The organism is Mycobacterium toneyamaense (genome assembly GCF_055384815.1).
Genome location: NZ_AP040333.1, coordinates 4719420 through 4732220 on the forward strand (window position 1 = coordinate 4719420; position 12801 = coordinate 4732220).

The following is a 12801-nucleotide window of genomic DNA, read 5'->3' on the forward strand; positions in this document are numbered from 1 at the left end:
CGGTGATCACCCAGGCGACAGGCGATCCGGCGGCGACCATACTCGGAACCCACTGTGCCCATGCGATTTTCGGACGCGACGGTCCTGCGATTCACTCTGGGCATCGCGGCTCGCTTTCCCTATGGGCGTCGGAGGCAGTCGGGCCGCCACGACGAGACCATCGACTACGGCCGCCCCGGCCCTGTCGCCAACTAATATATCACTAGCTGATCAGTAATGATGCGGTTTGAGATGCTGATCTGACTCATTTTTTGCGACCCGCTGCCAGCCATGCGAAAGACCTCATCTGGCCTTCCTCGGCGTCGATCCCGGCTGCCCGCGTCTGACGAGTTCGGCACCGGAATTCATGTGCGCGACGCGTCCCATGCGGCGCTGGACGTCGGCGATCTCCTTGACGGTCTGCTCGATGGTGCTGCGGTCGATGGGTGAGATCTCGTCGAGGTCGATGATGTCGTCGGGACGCTGGCCCGCCTCGATCTGCCGCAACTGGTGTTCCAGCCGGAGCAGCTGGAGCGCGTCGAACGCTTCGATCAGCCGGCTCGCGGAGCGGTCGGTGAGCACCTCCGACCCGGCGGCAACGCGGAGCCGGTCGACGGTGTGCAACTCCGGGGATCCGACGCTGAGCGAGGCCCACCTCGCGACATTGACGATCGGCAGCAAGCCCCGGCCCTTGATGTCGAACTTCTCGTCACGCCCGATGATCCGGTCCCGCACCGAGAGCAGGCGCGCTCGGCGCGAGAGCGAATCCTGCAGCAGCAGTTCGACGGTCGCGGGATGCCGATTGAAATCGCGGAAGACGCGCGCGGGCTCGGGCAACGCCGGGTCGCCGAAGATCGGCCGGGCGTCCACCAGCAGCGAGGCCATGATGGTGCCCTGATTCTGCTGAGGGTTGGTGAGCCAGCCCTGCGCCGCCTCTCGCCACTGCGAATCGGTACGCGAGAACCCCGGGTGCGACGGGAACGCATGATGAGCGTCGACGCCGATGCCACAGAGCTGCAGCACCTCCCCCACGACACTGAATGCTTCGCGGTAGCGCGGGATTTGGTCCTCGTACGAATCCGCGAACGTCACCGCGGCATCGACATCGGACGAGGGCACCGCTTCGCGCCGGCCGATGCTGCCGAGTGAGAGCCAGGTGAAGGCATCGATCGACAGATCGTTGAATTCCTCGTGGTCGAAGACCAGGAAGATCGCGCGACGGGTGATCGAGGCGATCAGCGCCGAATGGACGGCGATCACCCGATCGGCCGTCAGACCGCGCGCCAGGATGTCGGCAAGCATCGCCGGAACCCGGCGCGCATGTGTGATCAGCCCATCGATGCTGCAGGCCTGCCGGATCTGTGCGTTCAGGCTGACACCGGCGGTCGTGGGCGCGAGCATGAAATCACGCTCCCCGACCGCGCCTTTCAGGCGGCCGTCGTCTCCGGTGACGAGCAGGAACGAGACGCCGTGATCGAGCAGCATGATCAGGGCGTCAGCAGACGACATACTCGCCGGTGCCGTGATCGCGGGATAGTCCATCACCGCATTCGCGGGCGATTCCCGCGGCAGACCTTCCCCGATCACCTTGCGGCGCAAGGCTTCATCTGTCACCAGGCCGAAGTGACCGGTGCCGGTGTCGACGGCAGCGTACGGCAGGCCCAGCTCGGTCATGCGCGCTGCGAGCGTCGTCACCGATTCGTCGGCCCGCACGACCAGCGGGTCGCGGTAGACCAGATCCGACAGCAGTGTGTACCGCGGCTGAGCGGCCGTGAGCCCGCGCACGTGCGCGATCTCGTCGGCCAGGAAACGCGCGCCGCTGCGGGACGCGAACGCGGGAAGGACGATGCCGGACGGCAGGTTCGCGACGATGACCTTGGTCTTCGCCTCGATCCGCGGGCCGACCGGCCGCCCCGCGAGTGCGGAGGTGTATCCGATTGGCGCGCCACGCGTGAACTTGTCGGCGGGCCCCTCACCGATGCGTTCCGGATCGAACCAGAGATCGATCTCTCCCGACATCACCAGTCCGATGCTCGTCGGCATCGTGGCGAAGGCATCCAGAATCAGGTCGCCCGGCTGGTACTCCGCGATCTGCGCAGCAGCCACCGCGCCGGCGCGCTCGGCCGGACTCAGTGCATCGAACGGTGGGCAGTGCGCCAGCAGCTCGGCGAGTTCGGCCAGTTCCGCCTCGGTCCCGGTCTCGGTCGACATGCCGCAGTCCTCTCCGGAGTCGCTCACCCGACGGTGGGCCGGGAGCCGGTCGTGACGACGAAGGCGCCCCACTCCGGGGTCGCCTCGACGAGGTGGCCGGGATCGATGCCGATGAGACGACCGCCCGGGAAGCGGGTCACCTCATGGTGCAGTCGCGCATCATAGGTGGTTGCCGGATGGTCGGACGTACCGTGCGAGCCACTGTGGCCGTGCACCTGACTGAACGGGAGCGTCGTGCCTTCCCACCCGGGCACGACCTCCTCGGTGCGGCTGGCCCATAACGGACCCGCCATCGGATTCGGTGGGCCGAGCATGGCGCCGCCGCCGTACAGCGTCGGGCACCCCGTGCGGGCCAGGCTGTTGATCCGGCGCGCCGCCTGCCGCGCGGTATCGGGGGCGAGGAGGTGCTCGCGCCAGAACTGCTCGGTGACCCCGGCATGCGTCACCAGGAAATCCTCTTCGCCGGTCTCGACGGCGACCGCAGCGTGCAGCTTGCCGTCGGCCCACCACTTCTTCAGGATGCGCTGTTCCAGGTAACCGATCCGGTCCTCCCACAGGAAGCTGTTCGGCCGTAGATACAGAGCCTCATGATTGCCCACAAGCTGAACCCACTGCCCGGGATACGTGTTCAGGTAGTAGTCGACCAGACGAACGACACCCTCGGAGTCCGGGCCCCGGTGCACCAGATCCCCCACCTGAATCACGACGAGATCATCGGGCAACACCCCGGTTTCGGAGACACCGAGAGACCGCAGCTCGCGCCGCAGCTCCTCGATGTGCCCACCGACATCGCCGATCACGGCCACCCGCATCGTCATGGACCGGATTTTCCTCCCGCCTCGCGCCGCACCTGACCGAGTCCGCAGCGGCGTGACCCAGGCCCGGCCTGTATGGCGTGCGCTCAGTGGCTCATGTCCAATTCGCTCAGCGACTTGCCGCTGGTCTCCGGAGCCAGGATCTGCGACACGATCGCGCCGGCGAAGGCGATGATTCCCGCGAAGACCATGGTCCAGGTGAAACCGAGGTGCTTCATCGAGAGCGGGATCAGGAACAGACCCGCAGCAGCACCGAGGCGGCTGATCGCCGCCGCGAATCCGGTACCGATCGCCCGGACCTCGGTCGGGAAGACCTCCGCGGGATAGATTTGAGTGAACGCGGTGTACATCGCGTTGACGAACGAATACGCCAGGAACAGCGCCAACATCACCATCGACATCACACCGACCTGCTCCACCGGAAGCACGAAGCTGCCGAGGACGGCGATGGCGACCAGCAGACCGCCCGCGATCCACTGGGTCGGAACGGTCATCTTGCGCCGCCCCCAACGGTCGATCATGAACATCGTGAAGATCACGCCCAACCAGGCGACGACCGAGAGAACCACTCCGCGCATCAGGCCCTTCATGCCGATATCGCCCAGTAGGCCGTCGGCGAAGGTCGCGATGGCGAAGTACGGCGTCACCGCGCAGGTCCAGAACACGGCCATGAAGACCGTCGAGCGCCACACCGCCGGCGAGAACAGCATCTTGAAACTGCCCGTCGCGCCGCCCGCAGTGGCTTTCATCATGTCGGTCTGGTAGGCGGTGTCCAGATACCCGACGACCAGTCCGTGCGCCTCTTCGGTCCTGCCCTTTGCCCACAACCAGCGCGGCGACTCGGGCAACCCGATCCGGCCGATCAGCAGCGCGGCTGCGATGAGCGTTGTAGTGCCCAGCGTGACCCGCCAATCCACACCGGCCCGGTCCATGAAGTAGCCGATGACGAACGCGATCATGAAACCGCCGTACCAGGCGACCAGGGTCAGGGCCAACAGTTTGCCGCGGAGATGGGTCGGCGCGAACTCCGCCAGCATCGGCAAGCCGACCGCGTACTCGATGCCGACGGCCAGGCCCATCAACAGACGAACGGCGAAAAGCTGTTCTGGTCCGTCGACGAAGAACTGCAGAGCCGAAAAGGCCGTGAACAGCGCCAGATCCCAGAACAGAATCGGCTTACGGCCGAACTTGTCGGCCAGCCACCCACCCAAAGGTGAGCCGATGAGGATGCCGAGCATCGCCGAGGCGGCCTCCAGCCCGATCCAGACGGTGGTGAACCGGGGGTCCAGCTCGATGGTGTGCGTAACCGGACCGATGCTGCCCAGGATGTAGCCATCGAGGAACATGCCGCCGACCAACACGACGATCATCCGCGCCATGAACCGGCGCTTGCGCGCCAGCACGGCCGGGTCGTCGGAGAATGTCGCTGCCGCACCTTCGCTCACAGACATGGCACATGCTCTTCAGGAATCGGTGTACAGGACATCACTGCTCCTTTGATCGCGGGTTCCGAAATAGCGGACGTCGTTGGCCTGGATGGCACTGCGCTGCACAGCCTTTGGGTGGTGTGGTGTCCCGGTCCGTCAAGGCCGCCTCTCCAGCCGGCCCGGCGGACCGGGACACCGCGCCGACTCCGCGAGTATTCGGCGCCCGGCCGGTTGCCGGGAGCCGAATGCGCGCATCTAGTCGGCGAGCTTGTTGCGCAGCCAGTCATGGAAGTCGCCGAGGTGGTGTTCGCTGGGCACCAGCACACCGCCGTCGCGATAGACGCGGGAACTCATGGCGGGCTGACAGCGCTCGCACGCGTCGAAGTCCTGCTGGTTGACGCGGTGGAACAGCTCTACCGACTTGCTCACGTCGCGCCCGGATTCGACCACGCCGGGCAGGTACAGCCAGTCGCATTCGACGATGGTGTGGTCCGCCGCCATCGGGAACATCCGATGGATGATGACGTGATCGGGCACCAGGTTGACGAACACCTGCGGACGTACCGTGATCGCGTAGTAGCGCCGGTCCTGATCCGCGGTGACGCCGGGGATGTGCTCGAAACCCTCTGAGCCATCGATGGTGAAGCCCGCGACGTCTTCGCCGAACTCCGCGCCGTGGCCGACGTAGTACTGGGCGGCGTAGCCGTCCGCGAACTCCGGCAGCACCTCGGTCAGTTCCGGGTGGATGGTGGCGCAGTGGTAGCACTCCATGAAGTTCTCGATGATGAGCTTCCAGTTCGCCTTGACGTCATAGACGATGCGGCGACCGAGGCTCAGATCGCCCACCGTGTAATGGTCGATCGACTCGACATCGCCCAGCCGATCCACGATCTCCTGCATGACGGTGTCCTCGAACGACGGTGGCTCGTCGGCCAGGCACACCCAGACATAGCCGAGCCACTCCCGGACCGAGATCTTGCGCAGGCCGTATTCGACGCGGTCGATGTCGGGCATCTTCGTCAGGTTCGGCGCCGCGACGAGCTTGCCGTCGAGATCGTAAGTCCATGCGTGATAAGGACATTGGAACGCGCGCTTGACCTCGCCGCTGTCCTCGGTGCACAGCCGGGCGCCGCGATGCCGGCACAGGTTGAAGAACGCGTTGATGTCACCCTTGCGGGACCTGGTCACCAGAACGCTTTCGCGACCGACCTGGACGGTCTTGAACGCACCCGGCTTGTCCAGATCCGCGGCGCGCACAACGCAGAACCACATGGTCTCGAAAATCTTCTCCTGCTCGAGGGCGAAGACCTCCGGATCGGTGTAGTAATGCCCTGCCAGAGTGGAAATGAGGCTTTCCGGCAGGCTCGGCACGGTGGCGGTCATCGAACTCCTTTGCGATGTCATGTCGTGAGTTTGGTTGGGGTGCAAGAACTTCGGCTCAGACCGTGGTGGGCGTCGGCACCAACTGGCGGCGCCACCGGGTGAACAGCCGGGGCTGGTCGATACCGAGGACCGCCACCAGGCGGCCGTCGCGCCGGTACGTGGCCAGCAGGCAGCGCTCCTCGCAGCTGCCCTCCTCGATGGTGATCTCGTCATCGGGACGGGCCAGGCCGGCGAACTGAATGCGGGAGCCGTACTGGTCCGACCAGAAGTACGGCGGCTTCACCGTCGACTCCTGCGCCAGACCACCCGCCAGCAGCGCAGCGACCGCCATGGCAGGACGCTCCAGCGCACCGGTCCAGTGTTCGACCCGGTGGTGGGTGTCGGTGGCGGCGTCGAGCCATGCCGCGCAGTCCCCGACGGCGACGACGTTCGGCAGGGCCGTCTGCCCGTGCGTGCCGCACAGCACGCCGTTGCCGAGCGCCAGCCCGCTGCCCTGCAGCCAGTCGATGTTGGGCACGCCGCCGATACCCACCACGACGATGTCGGCCGGCAGATGGCGGCCGTCGGCCAGATCGACGCCGGCCACCCGCCGCACACCGCCCGGGGTGCGCAGTGCGCGCTCCTGCCCGACCAGTCCGGCCACACCGACACCGCAGATCAGCGTCGTTCCGTTGGCGGCATGGGCACCGGCGACCACACCGCCGAGCCACCCGCCGAGCTGCATCTGCAACGGCGTGCGGGCGGCTTCGACGACGGTGACGTCCAGGCCCAGCTTGCGGGCCGTCGACGCGACCTCGGCCCCGATGAAACCGGCGCCGATGACAACCAGCCGAGCGCCCGGCACCAGTTCGGCCCGCAACGCCACGGCGTCGTCGATGGTGCGGATGACGTGCACGCCGGCCATACCCTCGCAGCCGGGCCAGCGGCGGGCGCGCGAGCCGGTCGCGAGCACCACGCCGTCGGCGTCGATGCGCGTCCCGTCGGCGAGTTCGATTGCGCCACTGCGACTGTCGAGCTTGGCGGCGGCGACACCCAGTCGCCAGTCTGCCTGCAGATCGTCGTCGTCGGATTCCAGCGCGAGGTCGGCTTCGGAGACGGTGCCGGCGAGGAGCTCCTTCGACAGCGGCGGGCGGTCGTACGGCCGCTGCGCCTCGTCGCCGATGACCGTCAGCCGCCCGTCGAAGCCCTGCGCCCGCAGCACCCGCGCTGCCGACAGGCCCGCGAGCGACGCTCCCACGATCGCGACGTGCTTCATTACTGCCCCGCGCCCAGTCGAGCCCGGATGTCGGGCGGCAGGTTGGGTTTCTCGGTGCTCAGTTCGACGTGGATGACGCCGTCGGAGATCACGACCGTGTGCGTGCGCACCGGCAGCTTGGCCGGCGGCGCGTCGACCGCTCCGGTGCGGAGGTTGAACCGCGAGGCGTGCAGCGGGCACTCGACGTCGCACCCCTCCAGCCAGCCGTCGGCCAGGGACGCGTCCTGGTGCGAACAGGTGTCGTCGATGGCGAACACCTCGCCGTCCTCGGTGTGGAAGACCGCGATGGGCGGGTCGGTTGCCACGCGCCGAGCCTCGCCGGGCGGGAGTTCGGAGAGCCGACAAATCTCAAGCATCGGGTGTGCCCTCTCGGTGAGTTTGACGCGTATTACGCAACGTGATTCGAATTATGCAACAGTGTGTGCGCAGTCACATATCCGTGTCAAGGGGTGGACGGGATGGTTTACACAGCCGGAACAACTGCCCAACCGGGCTTGAAAGCCCAGGTCAGTCGGATGTGCGGCGAGTCGACGCGAGGTTGTGCGGCAGCTCCGCCGCGTCGATGCCGCTCGCACCACCGGCGCTGCGGGGGCATCGACTTGAGGTTCGCCACAGGGCACGGGAATCACCGATGGCGAACAGTTGATATATTAGATCGCGTTGATCTGATATGCAGCGTGAATCGACGAATTGCCCGATAGGGCGTGCGCAGTCAGCGCCGATAGCCCATGCGGCGGCTGACATCATCGGCCGCCGCGACCACGGTCGGCGCGATCTCCCGGGCGCGCTCCTCGGTGAGCCGATACGCCGGACCAGAGACGCTCAGCGCGGCGATCACCACACCGAGGTGATCCCGAATCGGCGCGGCGACGGCGTTGAGCCCGGGCTCGAGCTCCTCCAACGACACCACGTAGCCATTGCGGGGCACGTCCTGCAACTGCGCTTCCAGTCGCTCGATCGACGTGATGGTGCCTTCGGTGAACCGCTGCAGCCCAGCCGCCGCCAACAGGTCCCGCCGGGCATCGGCAGCCATGAAGGCCAGCAGCACCTTGCCGCTCGACGTCGCGTGCAACGGCGTGAGCTCCCCCACCCAGTTGTGCGTGCTGACCGCCGCGGGTCCCCGCGCCTGGTCCACGTTCACCGCGTACTCCGATCGCAGCACCGCGATGTTGACGGTCTCGCCGACCTCGGCTGCCAGTCGCTCGCAGATCTCCCGGCCCTGCCGCGTGACGTCGAGCCGGCCCGACACCGCGTTGGCCAGCCGCAGGATGCCGAAGCCGAGCCGGTACTTGCCGCGCTCGAAAGCCTGCTCGACGAGTTCCCGATCCTCGAGCGCCGCGAGCAGGCGCGAGACCGTCGACTTGTGCACCCCGATGTCCGACGCCAGCTCGGTGACTCCGGCCTCGCCCCGGCGCGCGAGGAGATCCAGGACAGCGAGCGCGCGGTCGACGGACTGCACGCCCGCATTGCCGGAATCAACGCCGTTGTTGCTCATTACGCAACGATAACCACATCGTGATGCGTGTGGTCACGTTCGTCGGGCACGTCAGACGATTGCGCGGATCGCCTTCTCGAATCCGGTGACGTGGTCGAGCGCTATCTGTGCCGCGGCGTCGCCGTCGCCACCGGCGATGGTCCGCAACAGCTCGGCGTGCTCGCCCACGTGTCGGGCCACCGTCGGCAGGCGGTCGAGGAACAGGCAGAAGATCCGGGTCGCGAGATTGTCGTAGCGGACCAGCACATCCTCGAGATGGGGATTTCCGGCTGCTCGGTAGATCGCGCGGTGCGCGCGCAGGTCCCACCGCATGAGCTCGTCGCGATCGATGTTCTGCACATCGAGCGCTTCGGTGCGGTCGGCGAGCGCGAGCAGGCCGGCACGCACGTCGGCCGAGGCGTTCTCGGCAGCCGAGCGTGCGGCGACGGGCTCGAGATTGACCCGAATCTGAGAGATGTGCCGGAGGTCGGCGACATCGACACCGGTGGCGAAAGTGCCGCGGCGCGGGAACGAGACCACCAACCGATCCGCTTCCAGGCGCTTGAGAGCCTCGCGGACGGGGGTCCGGCCCAGCTCGAGTTCGGCCGCGAGATCGTTTTCCACGATGGCTTCGTTGGGCCGGATATCCAGCATGATGAGCTTGTCGCGGATCACCAGGTATGCCCGGTCGGCGAACGACATCTCCTCGGAGACAACGTCATCGAGCTGTTCCACACCGGCAACGCTCACGCCCGCCCCGCCTTCCCGACGTCGCCGACTTCAGCGTCCGGCAACTGATCTGATCTGGTCAGGTCAATGATATATCAGGACCTGCGCCGTCCGGTCCTCCCGATCGCGGCCGGTCGGTAGCGCGCCGCGGAGGCATCACAGCAACGCGCGAATCGCCGCTTCGAAGCTGCAGACATGGGCCAGCGTCAGGGCGGAAGCCGTGGCCTCGTCGCCCGCGACGATGGCCTCCAGCAGCTCGATGTGCTCACGTACGTGGCCGGCGACGCCCGGCAGCCGGTCCAGGAACAAGCACCAGATCCGGGTGGCATGCGCGTCGAGACTGACGAGGATGTGTTCCAGGTGCGGATTGCCCGAGGCCCGGTAGATCTCGCGGTGCACATGGACGTCGTGCCGCAGCACCTCGCGGGGATCGTCGGTGTCGTCGATCCCGGAGATCGCCCGCGCGAGTGCCGTCAGCCGGGCGCGGGTCTCCGGTGTCGCGACGCGGGCGGCCCGGGCGGCCGCCGTCGGCTCGAGGAGCTTGCGAATCTCCGAGATGTCGGCCAGGTCCGTCATGTCGACTGCCGTGGCGAACGTGCCCCGCCGCGGGTAGGCGACGACGAGGCGGTCACGCTCGAGACGTTTGAGGGCCTCCCGCACGGGAGTGCGGCCGAAGCCGAGGTCAGCCGCGAGGTGGTCGTCGTTGATGGGCTCCCCCGGCCGGATGTCCAGCATCACCAGGCGTTCGCGCACGATGTCGTAGGCGCGGTCCGCGTTGGTCTCGGTAATGGCCGCCCTGGTGTCGGGTTGAGTGCTGTCGAGATCGCCGAACGACAACTCTGTCAGGGTCATCGCCAATCCTCCAAAAGTGTCTGCGGCCCAGCTCTTGACGCGGCCACCAGCTGATCTTAATCTAACCGACAGCTGATATATTAGTCCAGCACACACTGCAATGTCAGAAAGGTGTACATGACCCTCGACACCGCCCCGACAGCCACCAACCCCACGCTGAGCGCAAGTCTCGCCGAGCTGGATCCGGATGTGTACCAGGCGATCTCCGCCGAGTTGCACCGGCAACAGAGCACGCTGGAGATGATCGCCAGCGAGAACTTCGCGCCCGTCGCCGTGATGCAGGCGCAGGGCTCGGTGCTGACCAACAAGTACGCCGAGGGCTACCCGGGCCGCCGGTACTACGGCGGCTGCGAATTCGTCGACGTCACCGAACAACTCGCCATCGACCGCGTCAAGAGCCTCTTCGGCGCCGAATACGCCAACGTGCAACCACATTCGGGCGCGCAGGCCAACGCCGCGGCCATGTCGGCGCTGCTCTCCCCCGGCGACACCATCCTCGGTCTCGACCTGGCGCACGGCGGGCACCTCACGCACGGTATGAAGCTCAACTTCTCCGGCAAGCTCTACGACGTCGCGGCCTACCACGTCGGGGAAAGCGACCACCGGGTCGACATGGCCGAGGTCGAGCGCATCGCGCGCGAGCGCCGGCCGAAGCTGATCCTGGCGGGCTGGTCGGCCTATCCCCGCCAGCTCGATTTCGCCGAATTCCGCGGCATCGCAGACGAAGTCGACGCCTACCTGATGGTCGACATGGCCCATTTCGCCGGCCTGGTCGCCGCCGGCCTGCACCCGTCGCCGGTGCCACACGCCCACGTCGTCACCTCGACCACGCACAAGACACTGGGCGGCCCCCGCGGCGGCATCATCCTCACGAACGACCAAGCCCTGGCCAAGAAGTTCAACTCGTCGGTGTTCCCCGGTCAGCAGGGTGGACCGCTCGAGCACGTCATCGCCGCCAAGGCCGTGTCGTTCAAACTCGCGGCCACGCCCGAATTCCGCGAGCGGCAGCAGCGCACGCTGGACGGCGCAGCGATCCTGGCCGAGCGCCTGCTGCAAGACGATTCCCGCGCGGCCGGCATCAACGTCGTCTCCGGCGGCACCGACGTCCACCTGGTGCTGGTCGACCTGCGCGAGTCCGAACTGGACGGCAAACAGGCCGAGGACCGGCTGCACCGCGTGGGAATCACCGTGAACCGCAACGCCGTTCCGTTCGACCCGCGACCGCCGATGGTCAGCTCGGGCGTGCGCATCGGCACCGCGGCGCTGGCGACCCGCGGCTTCGATCTGGACAGCTTCCGCGAAGTCGCCGACGTCATCAGCCACGCGCTGCGACCCGACGCCGACGACGCGGCCCTGGCCGCACTGCGCAGCCGAGTGGACGCGCTCGCCGACCGCTTCCCGCTCTACCCCGACCTCACGGAGGCCCCGCTGTGACCGCACCGACGACCCCACCGGGCGCACACCTGCCCGACCATCCGGAATTCCTCTGGCGCACACCGGAACCCAAGAAATCCTACGACGTCGTCATCGTCGGCGGCGGCGGACACGGCCTGGCGACCGCGCACTACCTCGCCAAGAACCACGGCATCACGAACGTCGCGGTGCTGGAACGCGGCTGGCTCGCCGGCGGCAACATGGCCCGCAACACCACGCTGATCCGGTCCAACTACCTGTGGGACGAGAGTGCCCGGATCTACGAGCACGCCCTGAAACTATGGGAGGGCCTGGAAGAGGACCTGGACTACCCGATCCTGTTCAGCCAGCGCGGTGTGCTCAACCTGGCACACAGCCTGCAGGACGTCCGCGACAGCGTGCGGCGCGTCGAGGCCAACAAGCTCAACGGCATCGACGCCGAGTGGGTGGAACCCAAAGAGGTCAAGGACCTGTGCCCGATCGTCAACATTTCCAGTGACATTCGCTATCCGGTGCTGGGTGCCACCTATCAGCCCCGGGCCGGCATCGCCAAGCACGACTACGTCGCCTGGGGCTTCGCGCGCCGGGCCGACGAGGCCGGCATCGACATCATCCAGAACTGCGAGGTCACCGGATTCGTCACCGACGGCGACCGCGTCACCGGGGTGCGCACCACGCGCGGCGACATCGGCGCCGGACAGGTGGCGCTGTGCGCGGCCGGGCACACGTCGACGTTGACCGACATGCTCGGCATCCGCACACCGCTGCAGAGCCACCCGCTGCAGGCGCTGGTATCCGAACTTCTCGAGCCGGTGCATCCCACCATCGTGATGTCGAACGCGGTGCACGTGTACGTATCTCAAGCCCACAAGGGCGAACTCGTGATGGGCGCCGGCGTCGATTCCTACAACGGCTACGGCCAGCGCGGCGCGTTCCACATCATCGAACGCCAGATGGCCGCCGCGGTGGAACTGTTCCCGGTCTTCGCCCGCGCGCACCTGCTGCGTACCTGGGCGGGCATCGTCGACGTCTGCCCCGACGCATCACCGATCGTCGGCCGCGTCGGCTACGACAACCTGTACCTCAATGCCGGTTGGGGCACAGGCGGTTTCAAGGTGACGCCCGGCATCGGCTGGTGCCTGGCCGACACCATCGCCACCGGCCGCGAACACGACTACGTCGCCCCCTTCAGCCTCGACCGGTTCGTCACCGGAGCCCTGGTCGACGAACACGGCGCCGCCGGCGTGGCGCACTAGAAACCAG

The 12801-nt window shown here is 67.1% G+C and carries 11 protein-coding genes; 2 read left to right on the forward strand and 9 right to left on the reverse strand.

What is annotated here, in order from left to right:
* Window positions 1-282: 282 nt before the first annotated feature.
* From ACZ5IQ_RS22750 to ACZ5IQ_RS22790, 9 genes are all read right to left on the reverse strand, one after another.
* Window positions 283-2190 carry a putative nucleotidyltransferase substrate binding domain-containing protein gene (locus ACZ5IQ_RS22750; protein ID WP_464480333.1) on the reverse strand — a complete coding sequence of 636 codons (1908 nt, stop codon included), beginning with the start codon at window positions 2188-2190 and terminating at the stop codon, window positions 283-285.
* 23 nt (window positions 2191-2213) lie between these two features.
* The gene (locus ACZ5IQ_RS22755; protein ID WP_464480334.1) at window positions 2214-3008 is read right to left on the reverse strand and encodes a metallophosphoesterase; all 795 of its coding nucleotides are present in this window, start codon (window positions 3006-3008) and stop codon (window positions 2214-2216) included.
* Window positions 3009-3091: 83 nt separating this feature from the next.
* Complete coding sequence (locus ACZ5IQ_RS22760) at window positions 3092-4456, reverse strand: MFS transporter (protein ID WP_318986461.1); 1365 nt, start codon at window positions 4454-4456, stop codon at window positions 3092-3094.
* Window positions 4457-4687: 231 nt separating this feature from the next.
* Window positions 4688-5815, reverse strand: coding sequence for an aromatic ring-hydroxylating oxygenase subunit alpha (locus tag ACZ5IQ_RS22765; RefSeq protein WP_406803642.1), 1128 nt, complete (start codon window positions 5813-5815; stop codon window positions 4688-4690).
* Window positions 5816-5870: 55 nt separating this feature from the next.
* Entirely contained in the window at window positions 5871-7070 is a 1200-nt protein-coding gene (locus tag ACZ5IQ_RS22770) for an NAD(P)/FAD-dependent oxidoreductase (protein ID WP_406803641.1), read from the reverse strand.
* Window positions 7070-7426, reverse strand: coding sequence for a bifunctional 3-phenylpropionate/cinnamic acid dioxygenase ferredoxin subunit (locus ACZ5IQ_RS22775; protein WP_406803640.1), 357 nt, complete (start codon window positions 7424-7426; stop codon window positions 7070-7072). Before ACZ5IQ_RS22775 ends, ACZ5IQ_RS22770 begins: the two co-directional genes overlap by 1 nt.
* Before the next feature lie 356 nt (window positions 7427-7782).
* On the reverse strand, window positions 7783-8565 hold the full coding sequence (locus tag ACZ5IQ_RS22780; protein ID WP_406803639.1) for an IclR family transcriptional regulator: 783 nt from the start codon (window positions 8563-8565) through the stop codon (window positions 7783-7785).
* 51 nt (window positions 8566-8616) lie between these two features.
* A complete protein-coding gene (locus tag ACZ5IQ_RS22785; RefSeq protein ID WP_212814643.1) occupies window positions 8617-9246 on the reverse strand; it encodes a GntR family transcriptional regulator in 630 nt (209 codons plus the stop codon).
* Window positions 9247-9429: 183 nt separating this feature from the next.
* Window positions 9430-10125, reverse strand: coding sequence for a GntR family transcriptional regulator (locus tag ACZ5IQ_RS22790; RefSeq protein ID WP_464480335.1), 696 nt, complete (start codon window positions 10123-10125; stop codon window positions 9430-9432).
* Between the two features lie 117 nt (window positions 10126-10242).
* On the opposite strand from ACZ5IQ_RS22790, the gene glyA reads away from it, so the two are divergent.
* Both glyA and ACZ5IQ_RS22800 read left to right on the forward strand, forming a co-directional pair.
* Complete coding sequence (gene glyA / locus ACZ5IQ_RS22795) at window positions 10243-11559, forward strand: serine hydroxymethyltransferase (RefSeq protein ID WP_464480336.1); 1317 nt, start codon at window positions 10243-10245, stop codon at window positions 11557-11559.
* The gene (locus tag ACZ5IQ_RS22800) at window positions 11556-12794 is read left to right on the forward strand and encodes a sarcosine oxidase subunit beta family protein (protein ID WP_212806876.1); all 1239 of its coding nucleotides are present in this window, start codon (window positions 11556-11558) and stop codon (window positions 12792-12794) included. The genes glyA and ACZ5IQ_RS22800 overlap by 4 nt, the downstream gene beginning before the upstream one ends.
* The last annotated feature ends 7 nt before the right edge of the window (window positions 12795-12801 follow it).